Raw genomic sequence first — 16790 nt, 5'->3', positions numbered from 1 at the left:
TGTTGCTGGCGATACTGTCATCGACGTGCGCTCTGGCTGTGCGGCCCGCATCACGTTTGCGCGGGCGACGCGCTGCGTTTTGCGATCGTATCTGGCACCGCCAGGCCACGCGACGTAGTGCTGTTGGCGGCACGGCGGCCGCAAGTGCTGCAGCCCAGGGCCGAGATTGGCATCGGGCCGCGAATGGAATCCGGGGTGGGAGCATTCGCGGCCCACGCTGGCTGGCAAGAAAGCCGAGTGCTCGGCACGCACGGCGCAGCATGCGTACGTCATTCGCAATCTTGCTGCCTTGCTGGGCGAAGGCTGCGCCAGCGCGCCGTCGCGGCCACCGACTTACATCACCTTGTTGCCGCTCCCGCGGTCGTCCAGCGTGGGCTTGCTGGACGGGTTGACCGTGTTGTCGTTGCCGGAAAAACGGACTTGCTTGACCTCGCGCGCCAGCACCAGATTCTTGTTGCCCTGGATATCCACGCTGTCGACATTGGTCAGATTGAGCGTGTTGTCGTGGCCGGAGACGCTGAGCTGGCCGAGCTGTTTGTTGAGCACGGTGAAGTTGCTGCCTTCCACGCGGATGCTGCGTGCGTTGTCCAGATTCATCGCGCCGCGTGAGGCGGTGATGGTCACCGTGCCGCAGTTGCCATGCAGGATCCACTCGCTGTCGTCGCGGGTCAGGCGTACATCCTTGCCGTCGCAATCGGCGCCGCTGGCCGGGTCGGTCACTGTGGACGAGACGGCCGATAGCGCCTGGGCCGCAGGGCCGTCGGCGCCGCATCCGCTCAGTGCGGCGATGCTGGACAGGGCGAACAGCGACGCGATAGTCCGGGCTGCATGCATGGGTGATCCCTCGCTTGGATGAGGCCGGCACCATAGCAGCCGCATCGGGGAGCGCCGTTGACGCCGGCTCGACGCTTGGGCGTTGCCGACATACCCGGCGAAGCAGCCGTTCCGTCACGTCGGTCGACACGCCGGGACCTAACGCCCCCTCCAGGACCTACCGCACCCGGACAATGGCCGCGCCCGCTTGGCGCGGCGCGGCCGATGGTGTTCCCGCTTAGGCCAGCGTTGAACACCTTTTCCACGTGCTGTCGATCAACAACCGAAGCACTCTTCACTACGCGCACGTGCTTGATCTTCAGCGTGGGAGGCCGCCGCATGTGGGCGAAATCCCGGGTTCACTCGTCACGCCTGGCGTTGTTGAGCGCTTTCTTAGATCGCGCGCGCCAGCTGCTCGGCCAGGCCGGTGTAGCCGCCCGGGGTGAGCGTACGCAGGCGCTGCTTGTCTTCTTCGGGCAGCTCCAGGCTTTCCACGAAGGCCTGCATCGAGGCGGCGGTGATGCCGTGGCCGCGCGTCAGTGCCTTCAATTGTTCGTACGGGTTGGGCAGGCCGTGGCGGCGCATCACGGTCTGCACGGCTTCGGCCAGTACTTCCCAGGCGGCGTCCAGATCGGCATCCAGGCGCTGCGGATTGACGGTCAGCTTGCCCAGGCCCTTGGCCAGCGAATCCAGCGCCACCTGGGTGTGACCGAACGCGGTGCCCAGCGCACGCAGGACGGTGGAATCGGTGAGGTCGCGCTGCCAGCGGCTGATCGGCAGCTTGGCGGAGAAGTGCTCGAACAACGCATTGGCCACGCCGAAATTGCCTTCGGCATTTTCAAAGTCGATCGGGTTGACCTTGTGCGGCATCGTGGACGAGCCGACTTCGCCTTCCTTCAACTTTTGCTTGAAATACCCCAGCGAGATGTAACCCCAGATATCGCGCGACAGGTCGATCAGGATGGTGTTGGCGCGGCGCGTGGCGTCGCCGATTTCGGCCACGTTGTCATGCGGCTCGATCTGGGTGGTGTAGGGGTTGAACACCAGGCCCAGGCTCTCCACAAACCGCTGCGCAAACGCGGCCCAGTCCAGCTGCGGGTACGACACCAGATGCGCGTTGTAGTTGCCCACCGCGCCGTTGATCTTGCCGGTGAGTTCCACTGCGGCGATTTGCTTGCGCTGGCGCTCCAGGCGCGCGACCACGTTGGCGATTTCCTTGCCCAGCGTGGTGGGCGAGGCAGTCTGGCCGTGCGTGCGCGACAGCATCGGTTGCGCGGCCTGCGCATGCGCCAGTGTGCGCAGCGAGGCGGTGATGCCGTCCAGCGTGGGCAGCAGCACGTCGCGGCGCGCCTGCTCCAGCATCAAGCCGTAGCTGAGGTTGTTGATGTCTTCGCTGGTGCAGGCGAAGTGCACGAACTCCAGTGCCGGACCCAGCTCGGCATCGTCCTTGAGCTGTTCCTTGATGAAGTACTCCACCGCCTTGACGTCATGGTTGGTGGTGCGTTCGATCTCCTTCACCCGCCCGGCATGGATCACGCTGAAGTCGTCGGCCAGCGCACGCAGACGCTGGCTGGCGGCGGCCGAAAACGGCGCCAGTTCGGCGATGCCCGGCTCGGCGGCCAGGGCCAGCAGCCATTCGATCTCGACCTTGACCCGTGCCCTGATCAGGCCGTATTCGGAAAAGATCGGGCGCAGCGCATCCACCTTGGAGGCGTAGCGGCCGTCGAGCGGGGACAGGGCGAGCAGGGCGGAATCCGACATGGGGAGGGCACTGGGAAGCTGGCGGGGCAGGTATTCTACGCCGCCCCGACGCCCGCTTCGCCCACCGGCCGCACCGTCACCGCCTGGATGCGGTGGCCGGCCATGCGCCGAACGGTCAGCGCGTGGCCGTCCAGTTCCAGGGTTTCGCCTTCCTCGGGCAGCCGCTGCAGCTGATGCACGATCAGCCCGCCGACCGAATTGACATGGTCCGGGGCGCTCAGATCCTGGCCCAGCAAGCGTTCCAGCCGGAAGATCGAGGTGCTGCCGGCCACCAGCAACGAGCCGTCCTGGCTGCGTACCGGGGCGTCGCGCACCACGTGACGGTGCTCGTCCTCGATCTCGCCGACCACCACTTCCAGCAGGTCCTCCAGGGTGAAGAAGCCCAGGATGCGGCCTTCGTCCTCCACGCACAGCGCCAGATGGGTGGTGCCGCTGCGGAACTGTTCCAGCGCGCTGGGAATGGGGGTTTCCAGAGACAGCCGGGTGGGTGGGCGCAGCAACGGACGCAGGTCGTCCAGGTCCTGGCCGCGCGCCATCGCCACCAGTAGATCCTTGGTATGCAGGATGCCCAGCACCTGTTCGCCATCGACGTCGAACCAGGGGTAGCGGCTGTAGCGCGACTCGCTGAATTCGGCCAGCACCGCTTCCAGGTTCATGCCCTCGCGCAGGCTGCGCATATGCTCGCGGGGGCGCATCAGGTCGCCGGCCACCAGATCCGGCAGTTCCAGCGCATGGCTCATCAGCGCCAGCCCATGATCGGCGGTAGGCGCGTTGGGGTCCTGGCGGCCGACGATCAGCTTGAGTTCTTCGCGCGAATAGCGGTGCGACTGGTGCTCCACATCGCCCCAGCCCAGCACGCGCAGCAGCCGGTTGGCGCTGGTATTGAGCACCCAGATTGCCGGGTACATCGCCCAGTAAAAAACGTACAACGGCGCAGCCGTCCACAACGACATGCGCTCCGGGCGCCGGATCGCCATGGTTTTGGGGGCCAGTTCGCCCAGCACGATGTGCAGGAACGAAATCAGGCTGAAGGCGATTGCCAAGGCAGTGAACTGCGCGGCGTCCTCGGACATGCCCAGCACATCGAACAACGGCTGCAGCAGATGCGCGAATGCAGGTTCGCCGACCCAGCCCAATCCCAGCGATGCCAGGGTGATGCCGAGCTGGCATGCCGACAGATACGCATCCAGATGCGCGTGCACCCCCAGCAGCAGACGCCCGCGCCAGCCATGGGTCTGGGCCAGCCCCACCGCCTGGGTGTGCCGCAGTTTGACCAGGGCGAATTCGGCAGCAACGAAAAAGCCGTTCAACAGCACCAGCAACAGCGCGACGATCAACAGCATCACATTACCGAGCATGTTCGCCTCCGCGCGGTGCAGGGGCGGCGGATGGATGCATCAACGCAGGCGTGTGCGTAGTGGTGCGGGGTGCATCGAAGCAGAACGCGGGCAGTGCGTTTCTACAGTCAGGGTCGTCGCCCATGGCGGCGTGGTACCTCGTATGGATCAATGCTGAGTCTAGTTCACGCGCTGCGATGACATCGTTGCAACGCCGCCAGCGAGTATCGTAATGACCCTCGCCAGCGTGGGTGCGCCCGCTGCCAGCCATTGCGTCACCACAATCCAACACTGTGCGGAGAAGGCAGATGAGCGAACGTTTCAGGACCGAACACGACAGCATGGGCGAATTGCAGGTGCCCGCCGATGCATTGTGGGGCGCGCAGACCCAGCGTGCCGTGCAGAATTTTCCGATATCCGGCCAGCCGATGCCACGCGGCTTCATTCGCGCGCTGGGCTTGATCAAGGCCGCCGCCGCCGGTGTCAATGCCGAGCTCGGGCTGTTGCCGAAGTCGATCAGCAAGACCGTGCAGGCCGCGGCATTGCAGGTGGCCGACGGCACCCATGACGCGCAGTTTCCGATCGATGTGTACCAGACCGGCTCGGGCACCTCGTCCAACATGAATGCCAACGAGGTGATTGCCACGCTGGCAACGCGCGCCGGCAAGGACGCGGTGCATCCCAACGATCACGTCAATCTCGGGCAGAGTTCCAACGATGTGGTGCCCACCGCGATCCGTGTGTCGGCGTTGCTTGCGGTGCAGGAACACCTGCAGCCGGCGCTCAAGCATCTGCGCAAGACCATCGACAAGCGCGCCAGGTCGCTGGACAAGATCGTCAAGACCGGTCGCACGCATTTGATGGATGCGATGCCGCTGACGTTCGGGCAGGAATTCGGGGCTTGGTCTGCGCAATTGAGTTCGGCGCAAGACCGGCTCGACGATGCGCTCAAGCGGCTGCGCCGTTTGCCGCTGGGCGGTACCGCGATCGGGACCGGCATCAACGCCGACCCACGCTTCGGCGGCAAGGTGGCCAAGGCTTTGTCGAGCCTGAGTGGCGCCAAGTTCGAGAGCGCGGAAAACAAGTTCGAAGGCCTGGCTGCGCAGGACGATGCGGTGGAGTTGTCCGGCCAGCTCAACGCGCTGGCGGTGGCGCTGATCAAGATCGCCAATGATCTGCGCTGGATGAACGCCGGCCCGTTGGCGGGCCTGGGCGAGATTGAATTGCCGGCGCTGCAGCCGGGCAGCTCGATCATGCCGGGCAAGGTCAACCCGGTGATTCCCGAGGCGACCGTGATGGCCTGCGCGCAGGTCATCGGCCACCACACTGCGATCACCGTGGCGGGGCAGACCGGCAACTTCCAATTGAACGTGACGCTGCCGTTGATCGCCTACAACCTGCTGGATTCGATCACCTTGCTGGGCAATGTGTCGCGTCTGTTGGCCGATGCCGCCATTGCCGGATTGAAGGTGCGCCAGGACCGCGTGCGCGAGGCGCTGGACCGCAATCCGATTCTGGTGACCGCACTCAACCCGATCATCGGTTACGAGAAAGCCGCAGCGATCGCCAAGCGCGCCTACAAGGAACAGCGCCCGGTGCTGGAGGTGGCCCTGGAAGACAGCGGGCTCAGCGAAGCGGACCTGCGCCGTTTGCTGGATCCTGCTGCACTGACGCGTGGTGGCATCCAGGCCGGCAGCAGTGGCGGCGGTGGCTGATCACCACAATCTGCGTGTGTGCGTATGAGCGCACTTGGGCGCGATGGGGCGTTGTCGATAAAGCCCCGTCGCGCTCGGGCGCGCTCCTACCTGGGTTCTAGCCTTCTGTTCTCGCGAATCAGCGTTTTCGCGCGGCTTCGCTAATACTCAGTGCCGCTCGGCCTGCACGTTGCCGAAGCTCTCGCGATACGGCTGCAACGACGGGATTTCATCCAGCAATTCGCCGCTGAGCGTTTGAATCTCCGGCGTGGCGGTCAGCTTGATCGACTTGTACTCCGCGTCCGCGCCAGCGGCGTTGACGGCCTGCTGGCGCAGCATCTGCAGATGCCCGAACAGCAACTGCAACTTGGCGCGGGTCGGCTCCTTCTGCGGTAGCGCGATGTCATCGATCTTGAGCGTGCCGTCGGGCGTGATTTCCGCATTGGCAGCCGGTGGGCGACGGATCATCACCGATTGGGTGGTGATGGCAACGCGCGGCTTACCGCGTTCGGCACGACGGGACGACTGGTCGCCACAGGCGGCAAGGGTGCACAGCAGCAGCGCCATGCAGAGCATCACGAACTTGTTCATGGGGTCAATCTGTCGTGGGAAGCGTCTAGTGTAATCCGCGCCCACGCTGTCGATCAGCGCGGCGGCCAGCCGGACCGGCTGACAAAATGTCGCAGGTCCCGCCTCCGCGCCATGGCGTGCGCCCAAAAACCGCATGGTCCCGCGCGCCTTTGGGTTGCTGACAGCCGCTGCGCTTGTCGGCGAAGACGCAGCTGCTGTGGCCCCCGTCATTCTTTACGGCAATCGTCGACGTCGTGCTGGGTGAGGGTGGAGTAAGGCGCAAACGCCGGCACCAGCTGCACGGCGGCGTCCTGGGCGGTGCGTAGCTTGCCCAACTGGTCGCAGATGCGCAGGGCGTTTTGCTTGAAGGCTTCGCCGTCGGCCTGGATCTTGTCGCCCATCTTCTCCACGTTGCCGCTGAGCACACCCTTGAGCGCTTCGCCGGCCGCATGGGCGCCGAATGCCGCGCCCTGCGTGCCGATATCGATACCCTTGTTGGCCACCGCCTGCACCTGCGCGTAATAACCGCGCATTGCCTGGCGCTGTGCATCGTTTAGGGCCACCGGCTTGCCCCCGATGCTGAGTGTGCCATCCATGCCGATGGTGGCAGCAGGCAAGGTGTCGCGTTTGAGGGTCAGGCTCTTGCCATCGAACGTCACGCCGCTGCCCTGGATGTGCGCGGAGCCGTCGACGGCGACCTCTGGCTTGCCGCAGCCAACCAGCAGCGCACCGACCAACACCGCAGAGAGAAATGATTTCATCAGCAGTCCCCTTCGAATCGTGGATGAAGTGATCAGCGCTCGGCCGGCACGCGCGTGGTGCCGGCGATATCCTTGAAATTGATATCGCCGCTGCCCTTGCGCGCAACGCTCACATCGCCGCTTACCTTGCGCACGTTGAGCGCGCCGGAATTGATCGCCTCGACGGTGATGTTTCCCCGCACGTCGTTGAGCTCCATATCGCCAGACCCGATCGTGCCGACCTTGATGCTGCCGGCCACGTCGCGCAGCGTGACGTCGCCCGAGCCCACCTTGCCGATCTCTGCGGCCCCGTGGATCTGCTTGGCCTTCAGATCGCCCGAACCCACGGCCAGCACGCGGAGCGTGCCGATGTCTTCCAGTTCGACATAGCCGGAGCCCACCTTGACGGTGACACGTCCCTTGCTCTTGCGAATTGCCACATCGCCGGAACCGACATCGGCACTCACCGCAGCGGCGCCGGTGATGTCGGCATCGCCGGAGCCCACATCCAACTGCACCAGTAAGTTACTCGGCACGCTGCCGCGCAGGTCCAGATACGAATAGTTTTCGCCGACGGACATGCGCAGCAGGCGGTCGTCCGTCAGCGTCACCACCAGCCGATCGCCCACCCGCTTCTGGGTGACCGTCAGGCCCTTGAGCACGTCGGCCTTGGCTGCACAGGCGCGGCCGTGCAGACGACCGCCATTGCCGGGCGATGCTTCCAGATGCAGGTCGCTGGAACCGACCTCGAACAACACCGATTTCACTCCCGCCAGCTGCAGTTCCAGGCTGCGTGGCTCGGAGAATTTGCACTGCTCCTCGGCCACTGCGGCGCCGGGCAATGCGAACAGGATGGCCAGGGTCAAAGGCAGACGCATGGGATGTCCTTCAGGCTTCGGAGCGCCGACGGCGCAGGTAGATGGAGGCGGCGATCAGCGCGATGCCGATGGCGGCACCGATCCAGATGTCCGGGTCGCCGTAGACACGCGAACTGTCGGTGTGCTGCAAGGCCCATTGCACCAGGTCGCTGGGGTTTTGCAGCGCACTGCTGTCCAGGTTGCCGCTGACGGCAAGCGGCGACCACGTACCAGGCAAGGCGCTGAGCAGGCCGCGATAGCCGACCACGTACCAGATCCCGCCGATCGGCAGCGACACGCCCGGCATCGCCGACAGGATGCTCAACATCACGCAGGCCAGCAGTGGGAACAGCACCGCCCACAGGAACGGCTTGCTGCCGGCCCACGCCGAGCAGAACATCAGCCAGCCGACGGTCGGCAGCGACCACAGCAGGCTCATCGGCACGGTCTTCAACAGCAGCCACAACAATGCGAACGGGTGCGAGTGAGTAGCCAACGCCCAGGGGCTGGGCACGCCTGCGATCGAGGCGCCAACGATGGCGATCAACCATAACGCCAGGCCGACCACCGTACCGATCACGATGGAAATCAGCGGCGCCAGCAGCAAGGCCCAGGCGGCCTTGGACAGCACGGTCTGTACGTCGGAGACCGGCAACGACTTCCAGAACAGCACGCTGCGGTCGCGGCGATCGTCGTACAGGCTGCCAAGCGCGTAGAAGAACACCACGAACGCCAGGACCACCGAGGCGATGCCGATGCCGCCAAGCAGCAGCCCGTCGCCGACCTGACCCAGCGTGCGCGTGTATTCGGCCAGATCGTCCATCCGGATGCTGTCGCCGGTCATGTTGCGACGCGCGCTGATCGCGCCGATCACCGCGCCCAGCAGCGCAAAGAACACCGCGATGCCGCCGGTGATCACCTGCGCCCAGACGAAGCCGCCACGGTGTTCCCAGTATTCGCGTTTGAGTAGCCAGCCGAAGGTACGGGCAGGCGATGCGTGGTTGGTCATGGCATTCATGCGTAGGTCCCCTTCATGACGGCAACAAACAGGTCGGCCAGGCCGGGATTGCGGGTTTCGCCGAAGCGGGCGAGCTGATCCTTGGGCACGCCATCGAACAGCATCACGGTCTTGCCGAAGGGCAGGGCGCGTTCGTCGATCGGGGTCAGGGCGCGCGCAGTCTCCAGGTGTTCGGCACCGACCAGCACTTCGGTGTAGCGCTGTGCCACGTCTTCCATGTCGGCAGTGAGCACGATGCGGCCGTCGCGGATGAACATCACATCGGTGAGGATGTGTTCGATCTCTTCGACCTGGTGGGTGGTGACGATGATGGTCTTCTGCTCGTCGAAGTAATCCTCCAGCAAACGCTGGTAGAACTGCTTGCGATACAGGATGTCCAGGCCCAGCGTGGGCTCGTCCAGCACCAGAATGCGCGCGTCGATGGCCATCACCAGCGCCAGATGCAGCTGCACGATCATGCCCTTGGACAATTCGCGGACCCGCGATTTGCGATTGAGCTGGGTATTGGCCAAAAAACGCTCGCACTTGGCGCGATCGAAGCGCGGATGCACCCCCGCCACGAAGTCGATCGCTTCGCCCACCCGCAGCCAGCGCGGCAACACCGCCACGTCGGCGATAAAGCAGACTTCGTTCATCAGCGCGTTGCGCTCGGTGCGCGGGTCCATGCCCAGCACCTTCAAGTCGCCGTCGAAGTCGGTCAGCCCTAGCACGGCCTTGAGCGCGGTGGTCTTGCCGGCGCCGTTGGGGCCGATCAATCCGACGATGCGGCCGGCGGCGATGGTGAAGCTGGTGTTGTCCAGCGCCAGCCGATGTTTGTAGGTCTTGCGTAGCCCACGTGCGTCGACGACATGGTCGGTGGAGACGGCGGTCATGGTGTTTTCCCCTGTGGCAACAGATCGTCGATGGACAGGCCCAGGCGCTGGATGCGTTCCAGCACCGCCGGCCATTCTTCATTCAAGAAGCGGTCGCGTTCGCTTCCGCGCAGCTTCTGTGCAGCTTCCGGGGTCATGAACATGCCCAGGCCGCGGCGTTTTTCCACCAGGTTCTCGTCGGCCAACTCCTGGTAGGCGCGCGAGACGGTGATGGGATTGAGTTGATAGTCCGCCGCGACCTGGCGCACCGAAGGCAGTGCGTCGCCAGGTTTGAGGATTCCATCGAGCATCATGGCAATGACCCGTTCCTTGAGTTGGCGGTAGATGGGAGCGCCGTCGCTCCATTGGATGTCGTTCATGATCAGCTCCGTGGGCGCAGAACCTGCGCGAAGGAGAAATAGGGCATCGACAGCGAAGCGCGCAGGTGCCGGCCAGGCCGGGTGCGCTCCTCGGGGGGAGTTGTCGCGTTTTCCGTAACCGCCTCCGACACGCCATAATCGGCGCCGGACTCCGTGACCTGACTGGAAGCGGCTCCCAGCCAACCAATGGCAAACAGGGTGCTGCCGAACAGCAACAGCGGAACTGGTCGCGTGACACGTGTGCTGTTCATGCTTTCCCCCTGCGTTGGATGACTGGTGTTGTATTCAACTATAACACCGACACGCAGGCAGTCAACTGTCTGTCATACCCAACTGATGGCACCCCACGCAGACCGGGGTGCCAAATCACCTTCGAGGAACTTCCAATGCTGCTGAAACGTCTATTGGTCGTTGTATTCGCTGGCTTTTTTGCAAGCTCGGCGATGGCCGCCGGGGCGCCGCTGCTGGATCTGGACTACCGCCCGTTGGCCGGCAAAGCGCCAATCAACCTGAACCGGAGTTACGGCGGCAAGGTAGTGATGGTGGTCAATACCGCCAGCAAATGCGGCTACACACCGCAGTACGAAGGTCTGGAAGCGCTCAACCAGCGCTTTGCCAGCCGCGGGTTTGCGGTGCTGGGCTTTCCATCCAACGATTTCCAGGGACAGGAACCCGGATCTGAGAAGCAGATCCAGGAATTCTGCACGCTGACCTATGGCGTCAAGTTCCCGATGTTTGAGAAGGTGCATGTGCTGGGCAAAGAAGCGACGCCGCTGTATCAGCGCTTGACGCAGGCAACGGGCGTGGCGCCGGGTTGGAACTTCCACAAGTATTTGATTGCACGCGACGGGCGCGTGGTAGCGCAGTTCCCCAGCAAGATCAAACCGGACGATCCGAGCGTGCTGGCAGCGATCGAACGCGAGCTCACTGCGCCGTCGCGCTGAGCGCGGCTCTCGCAACGCCGCGTGCGCATGCGACAATGCGTGTTCAGCGCCGTCGGTGGCGTGTCTTTTCACTTTCGGGAAGTGCATCGAATGAAGATGGGAAAGCGCGGCGCGGCGGCGTCGCTACTGATGGTGGCAATGACGGCTTCGATGCCGGCGATGTCGCAGCAACCGGCCGCAGCGGCCACCAAGGAGAAGCCAGTTTTGAATGCATCGTCTGAGAAAAGCACGCGCGACAACGTCAGCTACGCCATCGGTATGGATGTAGCGCGCTCGTTCGAGCCGATTGCCCAGGACATCGATCTGAGCGCGATGCAACGCGCCATCGAAAATGCATTCAAGGGTGGCAAGCCGCTGTTGTCCGATGAGCAGACTCAGGCGACCGATACCGCATTGCGCACCGCGCTGGCTGCCCGCAATGGTCAGCAGGTGCCGGGCATGGCGCCAGGCTCCGCGCCGGCCACCCCGTCCAAGGAAAATGTCGGCTTGATGCTGGGCGACCGTGCGGTTGGTCCGTCGCTGGCCGGCATCAAGGACGAGATCGATCTGTCGACCCTGATGGAAGCGGTGCGTACCGTGTTCTCCAAGGGCACCACGCGTCTGACCCAGCAGGAAGCGGCCGCCACCATGCAGGCCTTTGCCTCTGCCAAGCAGGGCGCTGCCGGCGCCAAGAATCGCGAAGACGGCAATGCCTTCCTCGCCAAGAATAAAACCGAGAAAGGCGTGATCACCACCGCGTCCGGCCTGCAGTACATGGTGCTGCGCCAGGGCAGCGGCGAGCGCCCGATGCGGACCAACAAGGTCCGTGTGAACTACGAAGGCAAGCTGCTCGACGGGCAGGTCTTCGACAGTTCGTACCAGCGCGGCCAGCCGGCCGAGTTCGGTCTGGATCAAGTCATTCCCGGTTGGACCGAGGGCGTCGCATTGATGCCGGTCGGTTCGAAATATCGTTTCTGGATTCCATCCAACTTGGCCTATGGCCCGAACGGCACGCAAGGGGGGCCGATCGGACCGGACGCAACGTTGACGTTCGATGTCGAACTGATGGGTATCCTTCCCTGATCCCCCACAGGAGTACCCCCACCCATGCGAGTTGCGATCTTTGGTACCGGCTATGTTGGTCTTGTCACCGGTACCTGTCTGGCGGAAGTAGGTCATCACGTTATCTGCGTGGATATCGACCAGGCGAAAGTTGATGGTCTCAATCGTGGGGTGATTCCCATCTACGAACCCGGCTTGGAGCCGATGGTGAAAGCCAACCATGCCTCTGGCCGGTTGCGCTTCACCAGCGACGCCGCCGAGGCGATTGCGCACGGCGAAATCACCTTTATCGCTGTGGGCACGCCGCCGGACGAAGATGGCAGTGCCGACCTGCAGTACGTGCTGGCGGTTGCACGCACTGTCGGTCGCCATATCGATGGCCCGTCGGTCGTGGTCAACAAGTCAACGGTGCCGGTCGGGACCGCCGACAAGGTGCGCGCGGCGATCCAGGAAGAGCTGGACGCACGTGGCGTGGACCACGAATTCGATGTCGTCTCCAACCCCGAGTTCCTGAAGGAAGGCGATGCGGTGGCCGACTGCATGCGTCCGGACCGGATCGTGATCGGCGCCAAGAAGCCGGCTGCGATCGCACGCATGCGTCGTCTGTATGCCCCGTTCAATCGCAACCGCGATCGCATCGTGGAAATGGACGTGCGCTCGGCCGAGCTCACCAAGTACGCGGCCAACGCGATGCTGGCGACCAAGATCAGTTTCATGAACGAGATCGCCAATATCGCCGAGCGTGTCGGTGCGGACGTCGAGCACGTGCGTAACGGGATCGGCTCTGATCCGCGCATTGGCTGGCACTTCATCTATCCCGGTGCTGGTTACGGCGGCTCGTGCTTCCCGAAGGACGTGCAGGCGCTTGCCAAGACCGCAGAGCAGTACGGGATGCAGCCGACCCTGCTCAACGCGGTGGAAAGCGTCAACAACGCGCAGAAGGGTCACCTGTTCGAACTGGTGCAGCGTCATTACGGTGGCGAAGGCGGCAGCATCGCCGGCAAGACCTTCGCGGTGTGGGGCCTGGCGTTCAAGCCCAATACCGACGACATGCGTGCGGCCTCCAGCCGTCGTCTGATGGCGCAGTTGTGGGAAGCCGGTGCCACCGTGCGCGCCTACGACCCGGAAGCCACGCACGAGGCGAAGCGCATCTTCGGCGAGCGCGACGACCTGACCTTCTGCGACGAAGCCTTTACTGCACTGGAAGGTGCCGACGCACTGGTTGTTGTCACCGAGTGGAAGCAGTTCCGTAGTCCGGATTTCGGCAAGATCAAGCAGGCATTGAAGGACGACGTCGTGTTCGACGGCCGCAACCTGTATGACCCGCAGGAAATTGAAGCCGCCGGTCTTGCTTACTACGCCATCGGACGAGGCCGTTCGTTGCATGCATGAGCAACTCTCGCCGCGCGACCAGGAACTGGACGCGCGGTTGGTGGAACTGGAAACGCGCCTCTCCTTCCAGGAGCAGGCGCTCAACGAACTGAGTGAAGCACTTGCGGACGCCCGTTTGACGGGTGCCCGCAATGCCGAGCTGATCCGCCACCTGCTCGAGGATCTGGGCAAGGTGCGCTCCACGTTGTTTGCCGATGCAGCGGACGAACCGCCGCCTCCGCACTATTGATTGCAGATTGCCACCGCCATGAGCGATACCTTACGTGACCAGTTGCTTGGCCTGGGCTTCAAGTCCGCCCCCAAGCCCGAACGCAAACCCGACGCACGGCCTGCCGCGCGTCACCATGGCAACGGTGGCAAGCCCGCACCCGGCGGCAACAGGCCGGGTGGCCAGGGCAGGGGACCGCAGCGGCCACACGCCGCTGCGGCGACCGATGCAACCAGCGAACGCAAAAGCGATGGCAGGCCCGACCGGCGCCACGATGGCAAGCCGGCAGCGTCGCCACGCCCCCAACAGTCCAATGCCGACCGGCGTGGCCCCAGGCCGGCGCGTACGCGCGAGGACATCGACCTGGCCAAGGCCTATGCGATCCGTGCGCAGCGCGAAAAAGACGAGCGCATCGAAGCCGAGCGCCTAAAGCAGGAAGAAGCACGCCTGCGTCGCGAAGCCAAGGCTAAGCTCGAGGAGCTGCTCAAGGACAAGGGCTTGAACCATGCCGATGCCGACATCGCCCGGCATTTCCCGTATGGCGGCAAGATCAAGCGCATCTATGTCACCGCCGATCAGCTCAAGGCACTCAATGCCGGCGAGCTGGGCGTGCTGCAACTCAATGGGCGCTATCTGCTGGTGACCGCGCAGGTGCTCGCCGAAGCCGAATCCGTGTTCGCACCGTCGGTGGCCCTGAAGGTGGACCCGAATGCGCCGGCAGGCGACGACCCGTACGCCGATCCCCAATATCAGGTGCCCGACGATCTGGTCTGGTAACACCGCAATCCACTGGTGATTTGAAAAATCGGACACCTTTCGGGTGCCCCTGTATTGAGTGCGACCAAGTTGCTGCAGTGTGACGAAATGAGCACAGCTGATATCTGATCGCATGCACGACATCGTCGTCGCGACGCATGGCGCGGTCACCGATCTGCCTGCGGCTGCGTTCCCACGGGGCGGTCGCTCATAAATTTGCCCGGCAATATGGCCTGGCACCGCTTTTCAGGAATCAGGATGATGCGCGCGCAGATAGGGAACGGTTATTTCGCACATATCGACGGCTTGCGTGCGCTGGCCGTGCTGTCGGTCATCGCCTACCACCTAGACGCGAGCTGGTTGCCCGGTGGCTTCACCGGTGTCGACATCTTCTTCGTTATCTCCGGGTTTGTGGTCAGCGCCTCGGTCGATCGGCTGCCTCGCGTGTCGGTTGCGGCAGAACTTGTCCGCTTCTATGCGCGTCGCTTGCGGCGTATCGCGCCCGCGCTGCTGGCATGTCTGGTGGCCACTGCGCTGTTCTCGATGGTGTTCATCCCCGAGTCGTGGCTAAGCGAATCCAGCACCAAGACCGGGATCATGGCCCTGTTCGGTTTGAGCAACTGGGTGCTTGCCAGCGTGGGGCAGGATTATTTTTCGCCGCGCGCAGAGTTCAATCCGTACACGCAAACATGGTCGCTCGGCGTCGAAGAGCAGTTCTATCTGCTGTTTCCGTGGATGTTTCTGGCGTGGATGCGCGGCGGTGCAGGGCGCTTCTGGTCGCTGGGCGTGTTCGCGCTCGCCAGTGCGGCCTCGCTCGGGTACGCGTGGCAGCGCACGCATGTGCCGGGGCATGAAGTCACATCGTTTTATCTGACGACTACGCGTTTCTGGCAACTGGGTGCGGGCGTGCTGTTGTATCAAGGCATGACACTTCTCGGGCGCCGCGAAGGACGCCATCTGTTTGCCACCGGCATCGCGATGCCGGCTGAACTGCGCACGCTGCTGTTGGTGCTGGCGTTGGCCAGCATCGGAAATGGCTTGTGGAATGCGCGCCCCGGCCATTCGCCGTGGAGCGACGGGCTTTGGCCGGTGCTGGGCACGCTGGCCTTGCTGGCGTTGTTGCATCGACACGCCGACGGCTGGGCGGGGCGCGTCCTGTCCGCCAGGCCAATGGTGGCGATCGGCCGCATCTCGTATTCGCTGTATCTGTGGCACTGGCCGGTTCTGGTGCTGTTGCGGTGGACCGTCGGGTTGGAATCGGCCAGCGCCAAACTTGCGGCGCTAGCCTTGACGTTCGCATGTGCGGTGGCGTCGTATCGTTGGGTGGAGTTGCCGTGGCGCACACGTCGCCTGAGCGGTCGCTCGAACATGCGCGTTGTGGCGATCGGCATCGGCGCGCTGGTGCTGGCCGCTGGCGTGCAATCGCTGCTGATCAAGTCCGCGCCGTACGCCTCGTGGAGTGTGGTCAGCAGGCATCCGCAGGATTGGTATGCCTATGCCCGTGGCCTGCGCAAGGAATTTCCGGACTGCCGCCTGCTGGCGAGCAATGCATTGGTCAACGGGCAGCCGGTGCGGATTTTCGCGCGCGGGCAGTGCACGCGACCGGCTAAGACGGGACGGCAGGTCTTTGTGATAGGCGATTCGCATGCGCTGGCCTACAACGAAATGCTGCGACGCTTTCCAGTGGTCGAAGGTGGCAGCGTCCGCATATACGGGGTCGCCGGTTGTTCGGTCGCTTCGATGCAACCTGGCGTGAAAGTGCCCGGGTGCGAGGAGTTCGTGCACGCCGCGCTGGAAGATGTGATCGCCAACGTACATCCTGGCGATGTGCTGTTTCTGCCAGGGTTGCGTGTGCCGCGTCTGGCCGAGCAGGACGCCCTGTTCGATCTGGATGCCAATGTCGCTACGTTGCAGAGCGAACAGGCGCAACGCGAGCGTGATGCGAGTGTTGCCGCAACCATCGCTCTGCTGGCGCCGGTGCAGGCGCGGGGCGTGCGGATCGTGTTCGAGGCGCCCAAGCCTGTGCTCAGGGCACCGCCGTACCGATGCTCGGATTGGTTCAATCGCCACAACGCGGTATGCGCCAACGGCATGCAGATTGAGCGAGCCGTCATGGAGCGGTACCGCGCGCCGGCACTGGACGGTGTGCATCGCATTGCCGCAGCGCTGGGCGGCGCCAGTGTCTGGGACCCGCTGCCACTGCTGTGCGATGCGCAGACGTGCGCGCCGACCCGGCATGGCCGACCGCTGTTCTTCGATGCAGACCACCTGAGCGGCTACGGCAATCGTGTGCTGCTGCCCAGCTTCGCTGCGCATCTGCGTGGCTTACCGGCGCAGGCGCCAACGCACTAACCGGATCAGGCAGCGATAGACAGGCCGGTCACGGCAGGCACGGCACCATGCACGCCGTTGCCGGTCGACGCAGTCG

At 64.0% G+C, this 16790-nt stretch carries 17 protein-coding genes; 7 read left to right on the top strand and 10 right to left on the bottom strand.

What is annotated here, in order from left to right:
- Positions 1 to 333: 333 nt before the first annotated feature.
- The 3 genes from VC212_RS00835 to VC212_RS00825 form a co-directional block, all read right to left on the bottom strand.
- Complete coding sequence (locus VC212_RS00835) at positions 334 to 834, bottom strand: DUF3060 domain-containing protein (RefSeq protein WP_055844852.1); 501 nt, start codon at positions 832 to 834, stop codon at positions 334 to 336.
- A gap of 372 nt (positions 835 to 1206) precedes the next feature.
- Positions 1207 to 2574, bottom strand: coding sequence for an adenylosuccinate lyase (gene purB / locus VC212_RS00830; RefSeq protein WP_323514082.1), 1368 nt, complete (start codon positions 2572 to 2574; stop codon positions 1207 to 1209).
- A gap of 35 nt (positions 2575 to 2609) precedes the next feature.
- Positions 2610 to 3932, bottom strand: coding sequence for a hemolysin family protein (locus VC212_RS00825; RefSeq protein ID WP_323514081.1), 1323 nt, complete (start codon positions 3930 to 3932; stop codon positions 2610 to 2612).
- 287 nt (positions 3933 to 4219) lie between these two features.
- Here VC212_RS00825 and VC212_RS00820 point away from each other — a divergent pair, with 287 nt between their 5' ends.
- Entirely contained in the window at positions 4220 to 5626 is a 1407-nt protein-coding gene (locus VC212_RS00820) for a class II fumarate hydratase (RefSeq protein WP_323514080.1), read from the top strand.
- A 147-nt stretch (positions 5627 to 5773) separates the two neighbouring features.
- Here VC212_RS00820 and VC212_RS00815 read toward each other — a convergent pair whose 3' ends face one another.
- The 7 genes from VC212_RS00815 to VC212_RS00785 form a co-directional block, all read right to left on the bottom strand.
- Positions 5774 to 6196 (bottom strand): hypothetical protein, encoded by a 423-nt coding sequence (locus VC212_RS00815; protein ID WP_055844838.1) that lies wholly within the window; start codon positions 6194 to 6196, stop codon positions 5774 to 5776.
- Between the two features lie 206 nt (positions 6197 to 6402).
- Positions 6403 to 6936 (bottom strand): DUF2884 family protein, encoded by a 534-nt coding sequence (locus tag VC212_RS00810; protein ID WP_115553444.1) that lies wholly within the window; start codon positions 6934 to 6936, stop codon positions 6403 to 6405.
- A gap of 32 nt (positions 6937 to 6968) precedes the next feature.
- Complete coding sequence (locus VC212_RS00805; protein WP_323514079.1) at positions 6969 to 7793, bottom strand: hypothetical protein; 825 nt, start codon at positions 7791 to 7793, stop codon at positions 6969 to 6971.
- A 10-nt stretch (positions 7794 to 7803) separates the two neighbouring features.
- Positions 7804 to 8790 carry an ABC transporter permease gene (locus VC212_RS00800; RefSeq protein ID WP_055844829.1) on the bottom strand — a complete coding sequence of 329 codons (987 nt, stop codon included), beginning with the start codon at positions 8788 to 8790 and terminating at the stop codon, positions 7804 to 7806.
- Positions 8787 to 9662, bottom strand: a complete 876-nt coding sequence (locus tag VC212_RS00795; RefSeq protein ID WP_115527501.1) for an ABC transporter ATP-binding protein — start codon at positions 9660 to 9662, stop codon at positions 8787 to 8789. The genes VC212_RS00800 and VC212_RS00795 overlap by 4 nt, the downstream gene beginning before the upstream one ends.
- Positions 9659 to 10021: a GntR family transcriptional regulator gene (locus VC212_RS00790; protein ID WP_005988451.1), complete on the bottom strand. Its 363-nt coding sequence runs from the start codon at positions 10019 to 10021 to the stop codon at positions 9659 to 9661. Before VC212_RS00790 ends, VC212_RS00795 begins: the two co-directional genes overlap by 4 nt.
- Positions 10022 to 10023: 2 nt before the next feature.
- Positions 10024 to 10272, bottom strand: coding sequence for a hypothetical protein (locus VC212_RS00785; RefSeq protein WP_055844822.1), 249 nt, complete (start codon positions 10270 to 10272; stop codon positions 10024 to 10026).
- 135 nt (positions 10273 to 10407) lie between these two features.
- On the opposite strand from VC212_RS00785, the gene VC212_RS00780 reads away from it, so the two are divergent.
- The 6 genes from VC212_RS00780 (at position 10408) to VC212_RS00755 (ending at position 16714) form a co-directional block, all read left to right on the top strand.
- Complete coding sequence (locus VC212_RS00780) at positions 10408 to 10965, top strand: glutathione peroxidase (RefSeq protein WP_115512068.1); 558 nt, start codon at positions 10408 to 10410, stop codon at positions 10963 to 10965.
- Positions 10966 to 11055: 90 nt separating this feature from the next.
- Positions 11056 to 12027 carry an FKBP-type peptidyl-prolyl cis-trans isomerase gene (locus VC212_RS00775; RefSeq protein WP_323514078.1) on the top strand — a complete coding sequence of 324 codons (972 nt, stop codon included), beginning with the start codon at positions 11056 to 11058 and terminating at the stop codon, positions 12025 to 12027.
- A gap of 24 nt (positions 12028 to 12051) precedes the next feature.
- Complete coding sequence (locus VC212_RS00770; protein ID WP_323514077.1) at positions 12052 to 13398, top strand: UDP-glucose/GDP-mannose dehydrogenase family protein; 1347 nt, start codon at positions 12052 to 12054, stop codon at positions 13396 to 13398.
- Entirely contained in the window at positions 13391 to 13627 is a 237-nt protein-coding gene (locus VC212_RS00765; RefSeq protein WP_024939344.1) for a SlyX family protein, read from the top strand. The genes VC212_RS00770 and VC212_RS00765 overlap by 8 nt, the downstream gene beginning before the upstream one ends.
- A gap of 18 nt (positions 13628 to 13645) precedes the next feature.
- A complete protein-coding gene (locus tag VC212_RS00760; RefSeq protein WP_323514076.1) occupies positions 13646 to 14383 on the top strand; it encodes a DUF2058 family protein in 738 nt (245 codons plus the stop codon).
- A gap of 240 nt (positions 14384 to 14623) precedes the next feature.
- Positions 14624 to 16714: an acyltransferase family protein gene (locus tag VC212_RS00755; protein ID WP_323514075.1), complete on the top strand. Its 2091-nt coding sequence runs from the start codon at positions 14624 to 14626 to the stop codon at positions 16712 to 16714.
- Positions 16715 to 16790 lie beyond the last annotated feature (76 nt).

The organism is Xanthomonas sp. WHRI 8932A (genome assembly GCF_035012785.1).
Classification (GTDB): Bacteria; Pseudomonadota; Gammaproteobacteria; order Xanthomonadales; family Xanthomonadaceae; genus Xanthomonas.
Note: the sequence above shows the minus strand (reverse complement) of the source record. Positions and strands in the feature narration are given on the sequence as shown.

Bases quoted from the DNA above. Each gene is read 5' to 3' on its own strand.
- VC212_RS00835 (WP_055844852.1), bottom strand. From the start codon at position 834: ATGCATGCAGCCCGGACTATCGCGTCGCTGTTCGCCCTGTCCAGCATC.
- purB (WP_323514082.1), bottom strand. From the start codon at position 2,574: ATGTCGGATTCCGCCCTGCTCGCCCTGTCCCCGCTCGACGGCCGCTAC.
- VC212_RS00825 (WP_323514081.1), bottom strand. From the start codon at position 3,932: ATGCTCGGTAATGTGATGCTGTTGATCGTCGCGCTGTTGCTGGTGCTG.
- VC212_RS00820 (WP_323514080.1), top strand. From the start codon at position 4,220: ATGAGCGAACGTTTCAGGACCGAACACGACAGCATGGGCGAATTGCAG.
- VC212_RS00815 (WP_055844838.1), bottom strand. From the start codon at position 6,196: ATGAACAAGTTCGTGATGCTCTGCATGGCGCTGCTGCTGTGCACCCTT.
- VC212_RS00810 (WP_115553444.1), bottom strand. From the start codon at position 6,936: ATGAAATCATTTCTCTCTGCGGTGTTGGTCGGTGCGCTGCTGGTTGGC.
- VC212_RS00805 (WP_323514079.1), bottom strand. From the start codon at position 7,793: ATGCGTCTGCCTTTGACCCTGGCCATCCTGTTCGCATTGCCCGGCGCC.
- VC212_RS00800 (WP_055844829.1), bottom strand. From the start codon at position 8,790: ATGAATGCCATGACCAACCACGCATCGCCTGCCCGTACCTTCGGCTGG.
- VC212_RS00795 (WP_115527501.1), bottom strand. From the start codon at position 9,662: ATGACCGCCGTCTCCACCGACCATGTCGTCGACGCACGTGGGCTACGC.
- VC212_RS00790 (WP_005988451.1), bottom strand. From the start codon at position 10,021: ATGAACGACATCCAATGGAGCGACGGCGCTCCCATCTACCGCCAACTC.
- VC212_RS00785 (WP_055844822.1), bottom strand. From the start codon at position 10,272: ATGAACAGCACACGTGTCACGCGACCAGTTCCGCTGTTGCTGTTCGGC.
- VC212_RS00780 (WP_115512068.1), top strand. From the start codon at position 10,408: ATGCTGCTGAAACGTCTATTGGTCGTTGTATTCGCTGGCTTTTTTGCA.
- VC212_RS00775 (WP_323514078.1), top strand. From the start codon at position 11,056: ATGAAGATGGGAAAGCGCGGCGCGGCGGCGTCGCTACTGATGGTGGCA.
- VC212_RS00770 (WP_323514077.1), top strand. From the start codon at position 12,052: ATGCGAGTTGCGATCTTTGGTACCGGCTATGTTGGTCTTGTCACCGGT.
- VC212_RS00765 (WP_024939344.1), top strand. From the start codon at position 13,391: ATGCATGAGCAACTCTCGCCGCGCGACCAGGAACTGGACGCGCGGTTG.
- VC212_RS00760 (WP_323514076.1), top strand. From the start codon at position 13,646: ATGAGCGATACCTTACGTGACCAGTTGCTTGGCCTGGGCTTCAAGTCC.
- VC212_RS00755 (WP_323514075.1), top strand. From the start codon at position 14,624: ATGCGCGCGCAGATAGGGAACGGTTATTTCGCACATATCGACGGCTTG.